The 18,886-nt window shown below is 43.4% G+C and carries 23 protein-coding genes; 7 read left to right on the plus strand and 16 right to left on the minus strand.

Translation table 11 applies throughout. From position 1 onward, the window contains the following. Positions 1-6 precede the first annotated feature (6 nt). Genes ACFPRA_RS00950 through ACFPRA_RS00965 form a run of 4 tightly spaced genes read right to left on the minus strand, consistent with a single transcriptional unit; the run spans position 7 to position 3,445 of the window. Positions 7-1,263 carry a hypothetical protein gene (locus tag ACFPRA_RS00950; RefSeq protein WP_381429519.1) on the minus strand — a complete coding sequence of 419 codons (1,257 nt, stop codon included), beginning with the start codon at positions 1,261-1,263 and terminating at the stop codon, positions 7-9. Beyond that, positions 1,263-2,138 (minus strand): ABC transporter ATP-binding protein, encoded by an 876-nt coding sequence (locus tag ACFPRA_RS00955; protein ID WP_381429521.1) that lies wholly within the window; start codon positions 2,136-2,138, stop codon positions 1,263-1,265. Before ACFPRA_RS00955 ends, ACFPRA_RS00950 begins: the two co-directional genes overlap by 1 nt. A 1-nt stretch (position 2,139) precedes the next feature. After that, the gene (locus tag ACFPRA_RS00960) at positions 2,140-2,898 is read right to left on the minus strand and encodes a hypothetical protein (protein WP_381429523.1); all 759 of its coding nucleotides are present in this window, start codon (positions 2,896-2,898) and stop codon (positions 2,140-2,142) included. Then, the gene (locus ACFPRA_RS00965; RefSeq protein ID WP_381429525.1) at positions 2,891-3,445 is read right to left on the minus strand and encodes an RNA polymerase sigma factor; all 555 of its coding nucleotides are present in this window, start codon (positions 3,443-3,445) and stop codon (positions 2,891-2,893) included. Before ACFPRA_RS00965 ends, ACFPRA_RS00960 begins: the two co-directional genes overlap by 8 nt. A gap of 648 nt (positions 3,446-4,093) precedes the next feature. On the opposite strand from ACFPRA_RS00965, the gene ACFPRA_RS00970 reads away from it, so the two are divergent. Together ACFPRA_RS00970 and ACFPRA_RS00975 are read left to right on the plus strand one after the other, a co-directional pair. Continuing rightward, positions 4,094-4,291, plus strand: coding sequence for a cysteine-rich CWC family protein (locus ACFPRA_RS00970; protein WP_381429527.1), 198 nt, complete (start codon positions 4,094-4,096; stop codon positions 4,289-4,291). A 269-nt stretch (positions 4,292-4,560) separates the two neighbouring features. Further along, complete coding sequence (locus ACFPRA_RS00975) at positions 4,561-4,974, plus strand: YuzC family spore coat inner layer protein (protein WP_381429528.1); 414 nt, start codon at positions 4,561-4,563, stop codon at positions 4,972-4,974. A 5-nt stretch (positions 4,975-4,979) separates the two neighbouring features. Here ACFPRA_RS00975 and ACFPRA_RS00980 read toward each other — a convergent pair whose 3' ends face one another. Continuing rightward, on the minus strand, positions 4,980-5,447 hold the full coding sequence (locus ACFPRA_RS00980) for a GNAT family N-acetyltransferase (RefSeq protein ID WP_381429530.1): 468 nt from the start codon (positions 5,445-5,447) through the stop codon (positions 4,980-4,982). Further along, entirely contained in the window at positions 5,444-5,992 is a 549-nt protein-coding gene (locus tag ACFPRA_RS00985) for a GNAT family N-acetyltransferase (protein ID WP_381430535.1), read from the minus strand. Before ACFPRA_RS00985 ends, ACFPRA_RS00980 begins: the two co-directional genes overlap by 4 nt. A gap of 193 nt (positions 5,993-6,185) precedes the next feature. Between ACFPRA_RS00985 and ACFPRA_RS00990 the strand changes: the two genes are divergently transcribed. Further along, the gene (locus ACFPRA_RS00990) at positions 6,186-7,331 is read left to right on the plus strand and encodes a glycoside hydrolase family 18 protein (protein ID WP_381429533.1); all 1,146 of its coding nucleotides are present in this window, start codon (positions 6,186-6,188) and stop codon (positions 7,329-7,331) included. A gap of 79 nt (positions 7,332-7,410) precedes the next feature. After that, the gene (locus ACFPRA_RS00995) at positions 7,411-7,740 is read left to right on the plus strand and encodes a hypothetical protein (protein ID WP_381429535.1); all 330 of its coding nucleotides are present in this window, start codon (positions 7,411-7,413) and stop codon (positions 7,738-7,740) included. A 12-nt stretch (positions 7,741-7,752) separates the two neighbouring features. Here the strand turns inward: ACFPRA_RS00995 and ACFPRA_RS01000 are convergent, their stop codons facing one another. From ACFPRA_RS01000 to ACFPRA_RS01020, 5 genes are read right to left on the minus strand one after another with little or no spacing between them, the layout of a single operon-like run. Then, positions 7,753-8,256 (minus strand): (2Fe-2S)-binding protein, encoded by a 504-nt coding sequence (locus tag ACFPRA_RS01000; RefSeq protein WP_381429537.1) that lies wholly within the window; start codon positions 8,254-8,256, stop codon positions 7,753-7,755. After that, positions 8,253-9,083 carry an FAD binding domain-containing protein gene (locus ACFPRA_RS01005; RefSeq protein WP_381429539.1) on the minus strand — a complete coding sequence of 277 codons (831 nt, stop codon included), beginning with the start codon at positions 9,081-9,083 and terminating at the stop codon, positions 8,253-8,255. Before ACFPRA_RS01005 ends, ACFPRA_RS01000 begins: the two co-directional genes overlap by 4 nt. Next, positions 9,080-11,422, minus strand: a complete 2,343-nt coding sequence (locus ACFPRA_RS01010; protein ID WP_381429540.1) for a xanthine dehydrogenase family protein molybdopterin-binding subunit — start codon at positions 11,420-11,422, stop codon at positions 9,080-9,082. The genes ACFPRA_RS01005 and ACFPRA_RS01010 overlap by 4 nt, the downstream gene beginning before the upstream one ends. A 19-nt stretch (positions 11,423-11,441) precedes the next feature. Beyond that, positions 11,442-11,633 (minus strand): capping complex subunit for YIEGIA, encoded by a 192-nt coding sequence (locus tag ACFPRA_RS01015; RefSeq protein ID WP_381429542.1) that lies wholly within the window; start codon positions 11,631-11,633, stop codon positions 11,442-11,444. Positions 11,634-11,668: 35 nt separating this feature from the next. After that, entirely contained in the window at positions 11,669-12,547 is an 879-nt protein-coding gene (locus ACFPRA_RS01020) for a YIEGIA family protein (protein WP_381429544.1), read from the minus strand. A gap of 244 nt (positions 12,548-12,791) precedes the next feature. Between ACFPRA_RS01020 and ACFPRA_RS01025 the strand changes: the two genes are divergently transcribed. The 3 genes from ACFPRA_RS01025 (at position 12,792) to ACFPRA_RS01035 (ending at position 14,272) form a co-directional block, all read left to right on the plus strand. Beyond that, positions 12,792-12,950 (plus strand): XdhC family protein, encoded by a 159-nt coding sequence (locus tag ACFPRA_RS01025; protein WP_381429546.1) that lies wholly within the window; start codon positions 12,792-12,794, stop codon positions 12,948-12,950. A gap of 216 nt (positions 12,951-13,166) precedes the next feature. Beyond that, the gene (locus tag ACFPRA_RS01030; protein ID WP_381429548.1) at positions 13,167-13,658 is read left to right on the plus strand and encodes an XdhC family protein; all 492 of its coding nucleotides are present in this window, start codon (positions 13,167-13,169) and stop codon (positions 13,656-13,658) included. Beyond that, the gene (locus ACFPRA_RS01035) at positions 13,655-14,272 is read left to right on the plus strand and encodes a nucleotidyltransferase family protein (RefSeq protein WP_381429550.1); all 618 of its coding nucleotides are present in this window, start codon (positions 13,655-13,657) and stop codon (positions 14,270-14,272) included. Before ACFPRA_RS01030 ends, ACFPRA_RS01035 begins: the two co-directional genes overlap by 4 nt. Before the next feature lie 14 nt (positions 14,273-14,286). Here the strand turns inward: ACFPRA_RS01035 and ACFPRA_RS01040 are convergent, their stop codons facing one another. The 5 genes from ACFPRA_RS01040 to yfkAB form a co-directional block, all read right to left on the minus strand. Beyond that, complete coding sequence (locus ACFPRA_RS01040) at positions 14,287-15,078, minus strand: DUF4097 family beta strand repeat-containing protein (RefSeq protein WP_381429552.1); 792 nt, start codon at positions 15,076-15,078, stop codon at positions 14,287-14,289. A 33-nt stretch (positions 15,079-15,111) separates the two neighbouring features. Further along, positions 15,112-15,825, minus strand: a complete 714-nt coding sequence (locus tag ACFPRA_RS01045) for an EcsC family protein (protein ID WP_381429553.1) — start codon at positions 15,823-15,825, stop codon at positions 15,112-15,114. A gap of 126 nt (positions 15,826-15,951) precedes the next feature. Next, positions 15,952-16,653, minus strand: a complete 702-nt coding sequence (locus ACFPRA_RS01050; protein WP_381429555.1) for a YwaF family protein — start codon at positions 16,651-16,653, stop codon at positions 15,952-15,954. 79 nt (positions 16,654-16,732) lie between these two features. Further along, positions 16,733-17,158: a hypothetical protein gene (locus ACFPRA_RS01055; RefSeq protein WP_381429557.1), complete on the minus strand. Its 426-nt coding sequence runs from the start codon at positions 17,156-17,158 to the stop codon at positions 16,733-16,735. 429 nt (positions 17,159-17,587) lie between these two features. Further along, positions 17,588-18,718, minus strand: a complete 1,131-nt coding sequence (gene yfkAB, locus ACFPRA_RS01060) for a radical SAM/CxCxxxxC motif protein YfkAB (protein WP_381429559.1) — start codon at positions 18,716-18,718, stop codon at positions 17,588-17,590. Positions 18,719-18,886: the final 168 nt, after the last annotated feature.

Here is an 18,886-nt window from a genome sequence, read left to right on the forward strand (position 1 = left end):
CTCCCCTTACTGAATATCCTTTTTGTTGAACCATTTCAATGAAAAAATACAGAGCACTAGCGTAATCATCGTCCAGCAAACGGTTGTCATCCATTCAAAATTTTTGAACATGATGAGACCGCTGCTTCCCATGAACGATGAAGCAGTGTTCAACACAATCAGCGATAAACTGTAGCTTGTGATAAATAATAGATTTGAAGATGTCGGCATAAAGCCTGGTATCAGTAACGCCAAGACGAAAAAGGTGGCCATTAGAATGGCAGCAATATAACTATTTTTAACAAACGTAGTCAGCGTAAATGTCAATCCTGAATACAACAGCATGGTGATGAAGACAATTGCAATTGCCCCACTTAAAAATTGCCCGATTGACAAATTCCACCAAGCGACATTCGGAAAATTATACTCCCAATTGAAAGCACTATTGATGGAAGTTCCCCAGACATTCGAATAGTCGAATACGATAAAATAGGTGCTAAGTGTGACCACTAGTATAGCGGTTGTGAGCAACGCCGCCATCGCCACTGAGGCACCGAGTTTGTCCTTCATCAGGCGTCTGCCCCTTGTTGTGCCATAGGTGACAAGCTGTGTCCGATTTTCAAATTCATAATTCGTAATCAAGGCTGTTGATAAAATAATGAGCATTAGAGACTCGATGACCATGTTAAGAAAGACCGTTTTAAAGAGAAAGCTATGCATGAGGTACGCTTTTCCCGCAAAAAACCATTCTTTATGTTCCTCGTTTTGCTTCATCTCTTCAAAACGTTGTGAAAACTTTTCATATTCCTGTAAAAGTGTCTTTTCCGCATGTCCGCTCAGTCCATATTTCGCGATCGTCCCTTCCGCAACTTTCTGTATATCAATCATTGCATAACTTGCATCGATATCGTTGGCCATGTCAAAGTACATTTCTTTCAGTTGCAACTGTTCAATGAATCGCCAATCTTGCTCGCTATACAGATCATGATCTTCATAAGATAATGTCCCTAGGAAATCATAAACGCTTTGAAACTCTTGCCCTGTTATTTCTTTTAAGGTCACCAGATCATCTTGTAAGTCCTTCTCAAACTGTAACAATGAGTCGTCCGTGATGTGCCTACCATACTTATCAACTAGCTGGTTCACAACTTTCAATTCATCTTTGAAATAGGAATTGTCCACTATCACGAATACATTGAATGCTGCAAAGAGTAGAAGTAGCCCAATAAGAATAGGGGATTTGAAAGCTTTTTTACATTCATGCCATACGATGCGCATCGCCATCACACTTCTTCCCCAATGTCATCCCGATATTCATAGAGAAAGACATCTTCCAATTGCGGAGCTAGTGGGAACCAGTTTGTTTCAGCTACCCCTTTATGAATAAAACGAATAACCATCGATCCTCTCTCCTGCTTTTCCGATAACAACACATACTTTTTGCGAAATGTCTCCAGTTGTTCATAAGGGATGGTCGTTTCAAAGACATGACCGTCTAATGTCGCGCAAATCTTTTCGACTGAATCTTTATAAAGCAGTTGTTGGTTTTTGATCATAATAATTTCATTAGCAATCGTCTCGACATCCGATACGATATGAGTAGAAACGATAACCAATCGTTCACGTGCCAGTTCAGTAAGCAGATGGCGGAAACGTGCACGTTCCTTTGGATCAAGCCCAGCTGTTGGCTCGTCCAAAATGAGGATTTTCGGATCATTTAATAGTGACTGTGCAATGCCGACCCGTTGGATCATCCCACCGGAAAATTTCTTCATTTTTTTATTGGTGACTTCACGCAATGCCACTTTTTCTAACAAGTCATCTATTTTCGCCAAAGCCTCTTTTTTGCCGATGCCTTTTAGCGCAGCTAAATAAAGTAAATATTGCTTTGGTGAATAGTTTTTGTAAAAACCAAACTGTTGTGGCAAATAGCCCAATAATGTGCGATAATCTTCATCCATCGCAACGATGTTTTTCCCGTTATAGAGAATTTCCCCTTTACTTGGGGCTATGAGCGTTGCCAACATTTTAATCAATGTCGTCTTCCCTGCCCCATTTGGAGCGAGTAACCCATAGAGCCCATTAGTGAATTCTAAATTGATATTTTCTAACGCAGTAAAATCCCCATATTGTTTGCTGATGTTTTTGACAAGTATCATGTTAAAACGCTCCTTTCATTTGTGTAAAACGGATCAATCTTTTCAGGTATCGTACATAACAGTAAAGACTGCCAATGAAGACGACTCCATAGACAAAGAGTGGCATAGTGACGAGAAGATTGGTATATAGTGCATCGTTCATAAAACGGAAGAGGAGATTTCCACCCATCCACATGATAACGACCGTTGCTACGGCAAATGTTGAACGACGCTTCATCATGCCGTATAAAAAAAGGATGGAAAAAACAAATAGCCCCGTAATCGAAATCATAAACGCCCGTAAGAAGTGTATGTCGTCATAAACGGTAGCGAGAAAAGCAATCATTATCGTATTCACCACTATAGAAACAGCACTGAACGCGAGCATTTTGAACGCGATGATTTGATAGACGTTGTATTTACACGACATTTCGATTTCAAACGTTTCATTGTTCATTTTATGGACATACGTAAAGATGGAAAACATCAGAAACAATAAGGGCGAAAGTAGAAAGACCAACCCGTATAAATCCTGTATGGCGAGTTTTTCAGGCTCAGCGAGTAAGAACATGGAACTGTTTATGAGCAATGCCGTCAAAAACATGTACACAAGCCCCAACCGTTCTGCAAACAAATGCTTGAATCCGATTTGGCGGACCATCGATGTCAAATAAGCCGTGAAAGATTCTTTTTGGTTAACACCCGCGGCGACAATTTGGTCAATATGTGTCTGGATCGTACGTTCATCGGGCATCGGAATTTGAAATTTCTCCTTATTCATCATGTACCTTCTCCATTCCTTTTCGAATTCTTTTCAGGGCGGCATAGTATTTTGTCTTCACCGTTGACAGCGGAATCGTTTCAATCGATGCGATTTCTTGAAACGTATAATCACCGTATAGTTTAAGCCGGACAATTTGCTGTGAATTTGCATCCAATTCATTGACAAGTGCTATCACACTTTCAAAGTCTTCCTTGAACTCAAGCGAAACGGTCATATCATACTCATCTTCAAACTCATAATCATCGATGGATTGGACGAGTTGCGTATCTTTATAACTCTTCGATCGGTAATAATCGACGAGCCGATTTGATGCCAGTTTGTACAACCAAGTCCGAAATGCCGCCTTTTTCCTATCATAGTTTTGGATTGATTTCAAAACGCTAATAAAAATTTCTTGCGTCAAATCGAGCGAAAGCTCTGCATCAATCGTCTGTTTGTAGATAAAGGCATACATCTCTTTGTAATATTTCGAGACAAGTGCATTTGCGGCTACCTCATTGCCGTTTCTCTTTATCTTTTTAATCCAGCGTTGCTCATTCTCCATAGTTCACCACATGCTTCCCCCATGATCTAGACCGTTCTATACATATATTCGTAAAAGGCTTGAAAAAAGTTTGACATTGTTTAAGTATTTTTTCAACACAGCTTATTATCAATTACGCCTTGACGTAATTGCGTCCAGATTTTGAATTGAGCAAAGGTCAAATTAACTCCTTTCAAAATCTGTGACATCCGCCGGAGGCTTATCTTCGTTCAGCGGGCGTTTGGACACCCGCTGAAAAGATAACAAAACCAGCAAATACTCGACACCTACAGAGGTAGGTGTCTTTTCCTGAATGAAGATAATCAAAAAAAATACACCGCTCGTGAAAGCGATGTACAGAAGAACAACGTAGGTGATGTTATTTATTACGGCAATATTTGCAGACTTTTACAGTTGTAGTCGGTTCAATTTTTACCGGATATAATAATTTGATTCTTTTCCGCTCACATAATGGACAGTTCCCTCGCCCATTGGACGGAAGCTTATTTAAGATTTTTCCCCGATTTCGTTTCGCCATTGCGATTCACCCCTACCGTAAAGATTTCTCTTTCTCTCTAGTAGATGATGGTTCACTAAAAACAATGACGAGGTTTGCAGAAAAATAGCGTATAATAAATGAAAAGAAAATCATAGAAAAGAGGCTTCCTAATGATAGCTGATAAGTATTGTTGCCCATTATGCAAGAATAATAATCAATGCTGCATACCGAATGATTGTTCTGCTGAAGGTTGTTGGTGTACCGATGCATTCTTTCCTAAAGGAATTTTCGATCTCTTACCTACTGAACGTGAAAAGGTTTGTATCTGTCAAAATTGTCTGGAGGAATTCAAACAGCGAAGGGTTTGATTTGCCTTAATTTCTGAACTTTTCGCAGAAATTAAGGCACTTTCAGGACGCGGCGAACTTAGCCTGAATTCCTCTAATCAGCAAATCTTTTTGTACTGAATGCGAAGCGTCAGCTACAGGGAGTTTGAACTCCCCCTGTTTGAAATGCATTCTGGCATTCATCCCACCACTTATGGAAGTGGGGGACGTCTGCTAAATCAAGTTAAACTAACCTCATTCCACCTTCCTACATAGGATAGGGTATCAGGCGATTGGAAAGGAGCATTGCCATGCATTTTTATGCTTATCCTTATTTGCCCTATCCTTATGTCCATCCGGGCCAACTCGTCATTGCCCCGCCTTCGTATCATGCATACCGCCAAACAGAGGCTATAGTGGATCCGCACTCTACATTTCCCGCTGTCGATACCAACAAATTCAATCACTCTGCGCAGAAAATTCAATCCCTTACGAAACAAATGGACTTATTTACGAACAAAGTGATCGCTTCCCCACAATTCGCAAAAGAAATCATGGAAGCCGCTCAACTTTCAAATACAGCTAGAGTGCATGAATTGATCATATCGACGGGCGTTACGGTAAAAATCGAAACCCAGTATACACCCACAGGCATCATCATTGAGTTTAACAATGCCGACACGGATGGCGGCTGTTGCCATTTGAGGATGGTATTGCCTTGGTAAGCGATTCATGACATCTCGCCTTCATTGTGTTTGCAAGATCTTAATCCTTTTTTAAACACATAACTCACTTTGTCATACGCCATCTTCTCTTCGTAAAAGCGGTGTGCGTCAGTTCGCTGTAGGCCAGAAGACAAGGCGACACTTTCATAACCATTATCTTTTGCCCATTCTTGGACGAATGTGAGCAATTTTTTTCCATATCCGTTCGATCGTTGCGTGACGTCCGTCACTAAGTCACAAACCCAAACAAACTTGCCATAATAGAGGGTGATCATCGGTTTGAAACCGGCAAGTGCCACAAAGTGATCACCGTCTATTAATGCAACTAAATGATAGCTATCCTTTTTCTGCGCTTCCATCACCAATTCCATATAAGTTGCTTCGTCTAGATGGGGCCGTAACTGCTGCATGATATGAAACGCCCACCGTATTTCGGCACTGTTCTTCAGTTCGATAATTTTAAGTTCTTTCATGACTGGAAAAAGTCCTCCCTTAACAATGCATACATATATAAGTCATCAAATTTCCCGCAAGTATACTCATACTTCCTCAATAAACCTTCTCTTTTAAACGCTTTTTTTTCGACTAGCTTTTGAGATGGGAGATTAGGAGGTTCTATCAATGCTTCTATCCTTTGGAATTCCATCTGTTCAAATCCATGTCTGATGATAGCATCCAGCGCCTCATCAGCTATCCCTTGTCCCCAATATTCTTTGCTTAACTCAAACCCGATTTCAGTACGGAAATGCTGGGAAACGATATTGTGGAAACCACAACTGCCAATCACTTTCCCTTGCCCTTTTAAAGTGATTCCCCATCGTATCCCCGTTTGATTAGCTTTTATGGATTGATACCAAGAAATCTCACCCCATGCATCCTCGATTGTTTGGAATGGCTCCAATCCATAATATTTCATGACCTCTTCATCAGATAGATACTTCAAAATGCTATCCGCATCATCTTTTGTTATATTTCTCAACACTAAGCGGTTTGTTTCGAGTTCGGGAAACAGATTCATGTCTATGGTCATAGCAAACTACCCCTTTTTATAGATAACTATGCGTTCTCTTCCATAATAGCATTCTTGTATTTCCTTCTACCATAGCTATCGAATAATTTGGAAACATCTTCATCTATTTCACAAATAATACTGATATCCTATTCATCTGTCGAATAAGATGAACGAGATGAATAAATGAGGAGAGAAGTAGATGCAAATCCATGTTGTACAACCAGGGGAAACGCTATGGTTGATTGCCAATCGCTATGGCGTCATGGTAAATCGGATTGTGACAGCTAATCAGCTGGCCGATGCGAATCAGTTAGTGCCCGGCATGGCCCTTGTTATTCCAGTTGCTTCCACAACGCCTCCCGCGGAGAGACCGGAAATCGATGTCAATGCCTATACGCTCAATACGGGCGAAACAGGTGCCCGTGAAATTCAGGAAGTCGGCCGATTTTTGACCTATTGGATGCCCTTCGCTTATCGTATGCGGGCAGATGGCGGCCTGGATGCCATTGATGATACGGAAATGCTTCAATCTGCCGCTGCGGAAAGGATTGTCCCGGTACTGACAATCACAAATTTTAGTGCTACAGAGGCTGGCTCCGAGCTCGCCCACACCATTTTGGCAAGCACGGCTATTCAAGATCAATTATTGACTAATATTGAAAATGTCATGAAAGAAAAAGGCTATCAAGGGATCAATGTCGATTTTGAAAATGTGCTACCGGCCGACCGTGAATTGTACAACCAATTTTTACAACGACTTGTAGATCGGCTACATCCAGAAGGGTATTTTGTTTCGACTGCCCTTGCACCGAAAACAAGCGGCGAACAAAGTGGGATATTGGTTGAGGCACATGATTATGAGGCGCATGGAAAGATAGTGGATTTCGTTGTGCTGATGACCTATGAATGGGGCTATCGATTGGGTCCTCCCCAAGCCATTTCCCCACTGAACCAAATTAAACGGGTGCTTGATTATGCAGTGACGGTTATACCGAGAGAGAAGATCTTTTTCGGATTTCAAATTTATGCGCGGGATTGGCTGCTCCCCCATGTGGAGGGTCAGGAAGCGGAAACGTTCAGTCAGCAAGAAGCGCTTCGCAGGGCAATCCAATACGGGGCTACCATTCAATATGATGAAGTGGCCCAATCTCCGTTTTTCCGCTACACCGATGCGGATGGACAGCGTCATGAAGTATGGTTTGAGGATGCCCGCAGTGCCCAGGCCAAGTTTGACTTGGTGAAGGAATATAAGCTTCGTGGAATCAGTTACTGGGTACTTGGGTATCCATTCCCACAAAATTGGCTGCTATTGGAAGACAATTTTACGATACGAAAGAGAGTATAATGCATAAATGATTAAAAAATGTCCTTTATACCGACACTAATATAGACAAATCCGTTCCCTATCGAAAGGAGCTTTTCACTTGAAACAGCAAATACAACAGGAGCAGACACAGAGCGAACAACAATTTCAAATGCAGAAGAAGCAGGCACTTCAAGCGATGCAGCAAGCCATGCAAACGGTCCAGCAGATTACTTCACTGACTGATCAACAAGCCTTGCAACAAGCTCAACAGCAACTCCAACAAGCATCTCTGCTTATGAACCAGATGCAAGGAGTGGCGGTTACCCAATCGACGACGGCTGTGCAACAGCAATTGGAACAAGTTCGCCAACAAATTGAACAGGCTGCACAAACACTTCAACTGATCCAATCGTTGAATAGCGGCAATAATAGTTTCAAAAAAGGATAAAAGACCATCCCCTCACTGATCTTTATACATTGAGGGGTGGTCTTTTTTTGTACAGAGAAGCGATTGAATGGCTTCCTTCATTTCATGATAGCCTGTACAGCGACATAAGTTCGATTGCATCCATTCCTCGATCGTTTCGTCGTCTGCATTGGGATGCCGTTCCATTAGGGCGTGGCAATTGACGACAAAACCCGGTGTACAATAGCCACATTGGATAGCCCAATTGTCAACGAATGCTTGTTGGACAGGAGAATCCGCCAAACCTTCGATCGTCGTAATTGGCTCATTCGCCGCTTCAATGGCCAAGGATAAGCAGGCATGCATCGGTTCCCCATTTACGAGGACCGTGCATGCACCGCAATCCCCGTTTTCACATGCCTGTTTTGCCCCTGTTAAGCCAAGTTGCTCACGCAATACGTGTAAAAGCGTATCGGCCGATCGGATGACAACATCATGGTTTTTCCCATTAACGAGCAATGGTATGATTGCTTTTGAAGTAGTATGTGATCGAATCATTTCGTCGCCTCCAATGCATGTAAGGTTTCTGTCATCAGGTTTTTCAAGACAAAACGGCGGTATTCCGCTGATGCATGCATATCATGTACCAACGGCGCCGGAAGATGGGTGATCGCTTCTTCGATCCTTTCTTCAGTAGATAGCGAAGTATCATTGATAAGCGCTTCGATAGCAGGCGATCTGAAAGGAAAGTCACAAACTCCGCTAAAAGCAATCCGTATTTCCTCGTCTTTCATCAAAGCCGCTACTGTCGCAACAGGATAGCCGACCTTTGAGAATCTTGTCCGTTTCATTGTGCTGAAAGGTAGCTTAAGGTATGTTTGATCCACAGTGATCTGAGCAAGAAAAGCGTTTGGTTCCAATGTGATTTCTTGATGGAACACCTGATCCAATGCCACCGGAGTATCATTCCCTGCAATTTTCACTTTTGCGTCAGCTAAGAGGAGGGGTAAAATGCCTTCCCGATACATCAAACGACTATTTAAATTGCCACCAAGCGTAATTTTGTTCCGGGACGTATGATCGGCAATCCGCTTTACCGTTTCGCCTAATAAAGGGAATAAGCCGGATTCGGATATTTTATTGAGTGAAACGCTTGCACCGATCATCAAGTCGTTTTCATCCAGCTCCAATACATTGCATTCAGGAATCCCTTTCAGATCAATGACAACATCAGCGTGCAATTTATGCGTTCGGGCGAATGTGATGAATTCCGTTCCGCCTGAATAAAAGACGGCAGTCTTACCGAGGTCACGCGCAGTTTGAAAAGCTTCGACTGCCCCGGTAATGCTGAAAGGCTTGTAATACTCAAAATTGAAGGGAATCATTTTCCACCCTCCTTCGTTTTCCAAATGAATTCCGGGGTAAGTGGAAGTTGATTCAACTCCACTTGTGCAGCTTCGGATAATCCATTCGCAAGAGCCGCCGCCATCCCGATGACCCCATATTCTCCGATCCCCCGTGCTCCAAACGGTCCATCTGCTGCTGGTGTTTCAATAAAGTCGACCAAGTACTCAGACGGTTGTTCCCCGAAACGGAGCATTTGATAATTTCGTAAATCAGGATTGAGCGGAACGCCTGCCTCATCAAAGATGAAAGACTCGCTACTCGCGAAACTTAAACCGAGATACATCCCGCTGCGCATTTGTTGTGTAGCTAACATCGGATTGATGATCGTTCCACCGTCTAGTACGGTGACAGCTTTGAGAATCTTGTAAGTATAATTCTTCTCATCCCACTCGACTTCGATCGCTTGCGCACCTACAGACCACCAGGGTCCCGGCTTTCCGAATCCCGTTTCTTTATCCATCGGCGTCAAATGACGTTGGATATGGGAACCGACGCCAACAATCTGACCGCCGATTGCATGGCCATTCGGAAATGTATAACCTAATGCGATGTCCTTTATGTCCACTCCGTAACCCGGATCAGGCTTTAAATAGACGCGCCCGCCCCCCACTTCCAAATCTTCTTCTGAGCATTGCAAAACGATGGCAGCGGTTTTTTTCATTTGCTTGATGGCATTTTCCGCTGCCGCTATCACTGCACGCCCTGCCAGAAACGTGGAACTGCTCGCTACTGTCCGCCATTGATGCGGATCGTATTGTGTATTTACTTCCATTGTCACATGGATCTGTTTCATATCCATTTTCAGCTTTTCCGCCAAAATTTGAGCTAATGCTGTTTTAGTCCCTTGTCCCAGTTCGATGGCAGCGCAGTTCAAATTGACCGTACCATCCGCTTCAAACGTTAACACTGCACCCGCTTGCGCATTTGTCGCTGTCGTTGATGTTTTCCAAAATAGACTGACCCCTTTCGTGCGGACTTTCCCCTCTCCTACATCCACTTTCCTTCCTTTATCCAAGGCAATCATTTCTTTTGCACGTTGGAGGCATTTTGCAGTATCTCCAATATTATTTGCGGTAAGGACAGTTTGAGTAGGTGTCGTGTTTCCGGGTTTAATCGCATTAATCATCCTCAACTCCATCGAATCCATCTTCAATTGTTTGGCCAATTGATCCATCGTGCGTTCGACTGCAAATGTCAGTTCCGGATGGGCATATCCACGGAAAGACGTCGCGAAGGGATGATTTGTATACATGCAATAAGCGTCACACCAGACGTTCGGTATATTGTAAGGACCTGTACAATCAAGTGCCATTGCTCTTGTGATACCCGCTGCTTGATCCGTATACGCGCCGGAGTCAATCAGAAACGTATAGTGACCCGCAATGATTTTTCCGTCTTTCGTTGCCCCCAATTTAATGGTCGCGTCCAGTCCGATATGACATGGAGCGGTTATCATATCTTCTTCTCGTTCATATTGGAGCTTGACCATTTTGCCTCCGACCGCTTTCGATGCCAAATACGCAAGTGGCTCCAACTGAACGGTTCCTTTTCCTCCGAATGCACCGCCGATTAGCGGGACATGTACGACAACATCTCCGACTGAAACGTTAAAAAACTGATTCAATACTTTTTTGATCGTATAAGGCGATTGCGTGCATGAATGGACAATCACTTTGCCTTCCGGGTTGATTTCCACCCGGGTGCTTCGGGTTTCAATCGCTGCATGATCCGACAGATTGAAGGAATAACTGGCAGATATCGTTTCCGCACAGTCTGCCCAGATGGCTCCTACATCCCCTTTTCGGATTTTGATATGGCTTCCGATATTCGTACCGGGTACGGGATAGACATTGTCGATGATTTTTGTATATTGGCCAGAATGCTCATGAATGAGTGGCGCATCCGTTTGAAAGGCTTGCTGGACCGAGTTGACGACAGGCAACGGTTCATAGTCCACTTTCACTTTACTTGCCGCCAGTTTCCCTTGATGTTCTGAATCCGCTACGACAATGGCTACCGGTTCACCGTAATAGCGCACTTTTTGAAATGCGAGCGGTGGCCGATCTGCAAGGATTGGACCAATATGGTATGGAAACACGTCGCCTGTCACAATTGCACGCACACCTGGAACTTTCCAAGCTTCCGTTATGTCGATAGATTTGATGAGTGCATGGGCTTGTGTGCTGGTCACCAGTTTTGCGTGTAACATGCCTGGAACTGCATAATCCGAGACGTACCGAACTTTTCCTCTTGCCTTTTCTACTACATCGATCCTTTTTTCAACTTTCCCCACCGTCGTATGGATTGATTGCTTCATCCTGATTCCCTCCCCAAATTTACCGTGCAACAATAATGATTGTATGTTCCTCGATTTCATGCGCTGAAGCATCCATGATCTTTTCGAGGGTCATGCTTATTTTCTGCAAATCTTTGTTATCCGCTGCAATAAAAACAGGGCTGCCGCCGCTCCGAATCAAGTCTGGTTGCATCGTAATAACGGCAACAATTTCTGCATGTTGATTACCCATTGGCCATACGCCCTTTCTTACTTTGATCGATGAATCTATTTTTTCCCTTTGTCAGCTTCTTTTGGCATCCGGATTGCACTATCCAACACTGGCACATTTTCCAATACCGTTTTGACTTGATGAAAGTCTTTTTCCCGAGGCAATAGGAAAAGGGCGATTCGGCCATCTTCCATATCTCTTTTCGACAGTGGCAACAATGCCGGTTCACCGGAATCGAGATAACTGCCCAATACCGTTGCTACATGATGTAACATCGCTTGTCTCTGCCCAAGATAGGATAACGTAATAATACTGTTTTCGTTTTTGGGTATGACAATTGCCCCGACCGCTTTTTCAGTAATGATTTTTCTCGTATCTTCCAGACCGACGTTTTTAATAAGAATATCGCCTACAAAGAGCGTTGCCCCTTCGAAACGAATTTCCGCTTCTGTGACATCGGCAATGGCATGTAACAATTTACCGGACATTTTAAATTTCACGATAATCAGCATGATCAGCCCGCCAACGATACCGAACCAAAAGGAATAGACGGCACAGAGCGTCGTGATCAATGCCGTGAACATCACTAAATAATTGCGGCTTTCAAATGCTTGGGCCATTCCTTCGATAAACGGAGCCCCGCGTTTGACAAGCTCATTCGTATCGATTTTATCGAGGGAATCCCTTTCCATTTTCCTGACTTCCCGGAACTGTGTAGCGGCAAGACCTAGAAATGTCACCGCAGTCCAATCGGATTCCAAAAATGCAGGGGTGAACACCGCTCCAATAAAAGCCGCGATGAAACCGAGGGAAAGATGAATGACCCGACCTGTCGGGTACGTCGGGTATTGCCGGAAATCAGTACGCAATAAAATGGTCCGGGCTATAAAACCGAAAATGATCCCTAACACGACAGGAAGTAAATAACTATTCATGACAACTACTCCTTAAATAACTGTTACATCAACGTTCATATTTTAACCATCTGGATGAAAGATTATAATAACCTGAACAAGATTGGGGAACGAATAGGAATTTGGTTGAATGGGGATAGTTGGAAGAATGGAATGGAGTGAGGGATTTGTAAACCGTCCAAAAAATGTTACAGATGATATTGAAGGACGACCGGCCTATTGTTCTTACGATGATTGTACATGTTCAAGGTTCGGAGGATCTTGGATGTTGCTGCCAGAAGATGGGACACAAATAGGCATCATAAGTGGCGGCTGTCTTGAAAATGATTTACAGGAAAGGGCAAAGAAATTGTTTGGGACAGGTCATGCTGAAATTGTCCAGTATGATTTAAGTGCCGAAGATGATAGCGGATGGGGGCGCTGAGCCGGCTGCAATGGGGTTGTTTCTGCGCTGATACGCGATATAGATGAGCAATTTCGAAAATGCTGTCGGCAGATTGCCTAACACTTACTGAAGAAAGAGCCGGTTGTCTTCCTTCAATCGATGCAAGACTTCAGTCACTCCCGCTCAATCAGGATGGAGGAGAACGAAAATCCTTTTAAGCAGGAAAATATCCTGCCTTTTCAGAAGAAAGTGGGCATGATGACGCTCGACGGCAACTCTTTTTATTGTCAGATTATTTTGCCGCAACCTACCTTCTATATCATTAGAACAGGCGCTGATGCACGACCGCTCGCGCAATTTGCATGCCAAGCAGGCTATGCAATCCACTTACTCGATTGGCGTCAATCCCTTTGCAATGCACGTCACTTTCCAATGGCCGATTCTTTTCTAATCGGAGATATCGGTTTTTTAATTGCGGAAATCCAGTTCAGCCCACTCGATTCAGTCGTTATCATGACACTTGACTATCAGCTGGACGTTCGGATTTTGCAACAATTCCAGAATATCCAAGTATTGTATCCAGGCTTTTTAGGTTCGAAGAGAAGGACGGAACGGTTACTTGGTGGGGCGATACCCGCATGGATCCACTCGCCAGTAGGGCTTTCGATCGGAGCGGACGGACCTGAAGAAATCGCAGTCAGCATCGTCGTGGAACTGATTGCAGTGAGAAGGGGGAAATTGACATGAAAATTGCCGGCATTTATCTTGCCGCTGGAAACAGTAGTAGAATGGGAAGCAATAAGTTGGCGTTACCTGTCGGGACGAAGACATTGGGAAGCCTTGCTGTTGAAACCGCATTACAATCATCGCTCCAGCGCATCTACATCATTACAAAAGAGAACGATGATAGATCATGGCTTTCCCCAGAAGTACAATCACATGCCAAGAGTGCAATTATCCCTTGTGCTACCGCCCATGAAGGACAAGCCATATCATTGCGCTGCGGTATCCAACAGGCACAGAGCGATCAGATGGATGCAGTACTGATCATGCTAGCAGACCAGCCTTTCATTACCGTTCAAATGATCGAGGAAATGATTGCTTGTGCCAAAGAAAATCCGTCGTGTCGATTTGTAGCGACGGCACTGGAGGGAACTATCTTGCCACCCGTGTTCTTCCCTTCTGCCATGTACAATGATTTACTAAAACTGCATGGAGATATCGCCGCAAAAGCGATTTTGCAAGGGGAGTTCCTGCAACACGGAAAACTGTTGCCATGCAAAGATCAACGGCTTGTTTTTGACATCGATACAAAAGAACAGTACAAACAGTTATTCACTGAACGAACAATAACGAAATGATAGGCATGCACCTATCATTTCGCTATTGTTATTCTTCCATTATCGGATCTTAATTTAATCGTATGTTCGCCTTTTCCGAATGTCAGTTGTTTATTCTCTTTGCCGAAAATGCTTATTCTGCCGTTATCCGTATCCACATCTATGGTCGCATTAGTCGGTTCCTTCAATGTCTGAATTTCAATTCGACCGTTATCCGAACTTAAATCGATGGATTGATCCAAATGGTCTGTCAGAACTGTGATTCTTCCATTATCCGTCTTGCCTATGATGTCACCTTGGACCTGTTGAAGCTCGATTCGACCATTATCTGATTTCACATGGATTTTGGAAGCCTCTAGCTGTTTCAGTTCGATTCTTCCATTATCGGTTTGGAACACCAGCTCATCCGCTTGCAAACGTTCTGCCTGTATCCTTCCATTATCCGATTTGGCCTGGATCAATGCATATTGTTTTTCCGGAACTTCGACGGTCAATCGTAACGGTTGGCGTGAAAAGTTGAAATTGAAGAAACGCCATCCTTTCCTCTTGAGCTCGATGACGAGCGTATCGCCTTTTTCTTTCACATCAAATCGATAGTTGCCTTTCTTGCCGGAATACGCTACAACAGCTTCCTTATTCTTTGTTGAAATCACTTCGATGACCGCATTAGACGTGGAAACGTCAATCCTCGAAAAGGAAGGATTCTCAATCACTTTTTTTCGGGCACTGTCTTCGAAAAACAGTCCAGATTTCAATACAAATGCGATAGCGACCCCAAAAACCAAGCCGATCACTAAAAAGACAAACCACTTTTTCGGTAAAACCATCCATCATTCACTCCCATTCTGTCTAGCAGGCACTTATTGTTGTTGCAAAGTTCGTAGCCGATAACAATTCATCGCCGTTTCCCCAAGTTGATCGAGCAGATTGTAGTTTGCAAAAGCTCCTACAATCGCGCCAAATCCGGGTATCAATTGGAACAATTTCACCAAATCGATGTAATCCCGATATTCTTGTTGGAATTCTTGCCAATCCATATCAGCGATCAAGTACTTTTGGTGTTCCCAATTTTCAATGATGTTCAATGTTTCTTTTCGCTTTTCGTCACTTGAAAAGGCTAGTTGGAACACATGTAACAGAAAAAGGCGCTCTTCATATTCATTCGTATCAAATCCGTAGACAGCTGCCGTTTCAAATAAAAATTTCATTTTTATGGATAAGAGCAAGGGAAAGTCCGCTAAACCGAGCATAATACCACCTGCTCCTGTTCCTGCCCCTTCGACTACGGCAGTTTTTCGAAAAGTCGATAACTTCTCTTTGAACAGCTCATCTCGTTCATAAAGGCTAAGACCAATCGCTTGTTGTTTTTTCGTTGTAAGATTCGAACCGACCAGCGTTGCTTTCACCATATTTTTAATGCTTTCTGTCACTACTTTATGCACTTTTTCAGGGATAAGACTGTTCACTTTCATCTGTGCGCCCTTTGATGCTCGACTGATCATTCCGGATCGTTTTGTCAGTTTACGCTTCCAAAAAAGCAGTTCGTCTTGCACCTCCGACGTATAATTCGCCATACATGTACCTCCTTCAAGCAACGGAATCATTTCACTTTGCAATCTCTATTATAGACAGTTACAGTTCTCAACTGAATAGACTTGAGAACGGAATGCTTCTAAGACTTAGGACGTAGCACACGGCATTCACTTGTTCTCGGAATGACGCCGCCCCCTGAATAATTGCCATAGGCAGATAAAAATGATAAATGCCACCCCTTCGAGGGAAAGGATATACCAAGGATAAGGCCCCAAATAATCGAGCAGGCTGCCATTCACAGGCTTCTCCCGCAAAAACATATAATTTCCTTGAGTCAGGGCATTGACAGCCATGATAACCGGTAATAACAAGTTTAAAGCGAGCATTGTTTTCATAATTCCTTTGAATTTCGGCCGATAGCCTTTCATCCAAGTAAAATAAAGTGCAGTCAAAATAATGCCGATATGTATGTAGAAAAAATGAAAGTACCTGAAATGTGGAAATCCGATGTCCAATACAGGTGTTGCCATTGCTTGGAGCGCTCCTCCGATACCCGCAAAAAAGACAAAATCGATAAGATGCCTGTTTCCCGTCCAAAGAAGAACTATTGCGGCCATCAAACTGATACTACATAATTCCAATGGCAAAGACTGGCTAGCCATCCATCTGCCTGAGCTTATCATCCAAGCATGATAGGAAACTTCCATGAACAATAAGGTCAATGCGAAAAGACGCTCCACTTTCGCGGGCGCTGGTGTTGCCTTTCTGAAGAGGGAAAGTACTAAGATGGACAAGCCTAATCCACCGATTGCAGTCAGATGTGCTATTGAAAACAGTTCAAATGAAGGCTCTTGGTAATTAGCGATCATTTTTCATCCCACCCTTCTCCGGCTTTATACTGTAAACGAAATTCAGGCAGTAAAGTTCACTATGTGACCTATACTTTACTTACGATTCTCTGCTAAAAATCCGATCGAATGAAACAGGTTGCCCGTTACTGAACAGATTAATCCTATCAAACTCTCCCAGTGTGGAAACTTTATAGAGTGCTTGGTATTTCAACTCATTATCCGAGTAATCCGAAGCATAATCCTGATTAATAAATACATTCAATTCATCTTGCTGGACTGTTATATAGAAAGCCGTAAAATGCACTGCGTCCTGTCCCCGCTTTACGTATTTCTCATTTAAAAATATATAAATTTGGTTGTTGTCATCCGTATAAAGATAACGTCCGTTTTCCTCATGAACAATATTGATAAACTTCAGTACGTCTTGTTCTGCCTGTGCTAAACTGATTTCAGAAACGGTCACCTTCGAACTACAACCACATAAGAAGAGAATAAGGCCAATCACTGCAAACCGTTTATACACATCACCGCTCCTTGTAAACATTCTTATTTCCAGCTTATACAACTCGCAACAGTTTCATATCTATTTTGCCGATAAAAATGATAGGTTGCTGAATAAAGATCAATCGCGCCTCGGCGTGATTGCGTCCAGATTTTTTCGAGCTCGCTTGAAAAGCTCCTCTAAAAAATCTGTGACATTCGCGGGCCTACAGGAGGTAGGTCATGCAACCGTTGCTGCAGGACGCAGCGAACTTAGGTTGCCTTCTACTCTTCGTTCAGCGGGCGTCTGGACACCCGCTGAACAGGAAATACAAAACCGCATTCATCTCGCCACCTATAGAGGTGGAAGTCTTCTGTAGCTGACGCTTCGCTTTCAGTACAAAAACATTTGCTGAACGAAGATAAAAAGACACTATGCGGTGAACGTATATTCTCCACATAGCGTCGATGATCAGCGACTAATGGCCGCTTGCCTTTTTATAAAATCCATTTCCGGATAGTATGCATCTTTTACTAATAGATTCGGTCCGAGACAGTTGACTGCCGGGCAGTGGCAACTGATAGATTTGGCAAGGGGGCGATCCAACCAGCGATCGAGCATCTCTGGCAACGAATCCTTTTGGATATTCCCCATTGGCGGTGTGTCTCCAAAATCCGTTACGATCACATCGCCAGTAAAAATATTGACGTTCAAGCGGGACCTTCCATCCGGATCATTGCGTACTGAAACGTTTTTACTACTATAAATCCGCTCTAACAGAGCTAAATCTTCTTCGTTATCACTGCAAGGATAGAACGGCAATGTGCCGAACAGCATCCACACATCTTCATTACGCGTTTCCAATAATTGGTGAATCGCTTTCCGCGTTTCATCCAAAGATAGCACTTCAAGTTGTGAAGCAAAATCGCTTGGGTACATCGGATGCACTTCGTGGCGTGCGCATTTCATCTCTTCAACGATTTGACGGTGAATATGTTCTAAATGTGGCAGTGTCCGTTTGTTCAACATCGTCTCTGCTGAAACCATGACACCTGCTTCCGTTAATGCACGGCTATTGTCGATCATCCTCCCGAACTGCTCAGCACGACGTTCCCGGGACGGTTTTCGTTCCATATTGGCAAATCCGCCATCTACGAAGTCATCGATCGTTCCCCAGTTATGTGAGATGTGTAACACATCCAAATAAGGTGCAATGGCCAGATAACGGTCAAGCGGCATGGTCAGATTCGAGTTCATTTGTGTGCGAACGCCACGTTCATGCGCATATTTAAGCAAAGGTAAAACGTAGTTTTCCACCGACTTTTTGGAGAACATCGGCTCACCGCCCGTAATGCTGATCGTCCGTAAATGAGGTATCTCATCCAACCGGGATGTCAGCAAGTCGATCGGCAAAGCGTCCGGGTCCTTATGCTGTAACATATAGCCGACTGCGCAATGTTCACAGCGCATATTGCATAAATACGTCGTCGTGAATTCGATGCTCGATAATGTCAATTTCCCATGTTCCTGTACGTCCAAATAAGCTTCCCATGGATCATATGCAGGCGTCATTGTTTTAAGTGTCATTTCATCAGTTTTCATTTTCAAACTACCCCTATATCAAGTATTGGATACTAGAATAGTATGCACGTCAATCGAGACTTACGCAAGGGTATCGCAAATCCCCATTCGCAAAATGAATATACAAATGGGGCTTTATCATCGTAAAAGCCAGTTCCTTTTAAGTGTTTAATAATTGGGAAGTAGAAG

The organism is Sporosarcina soli, assembly GCF_042655805.1.
Taxonomy (GTDB): domain Bacteria; phylum Bacillota; class Bacilli; order Bacillales_A; family Planococcaceae; genus Sporosarcina; species Sporosarcina soli.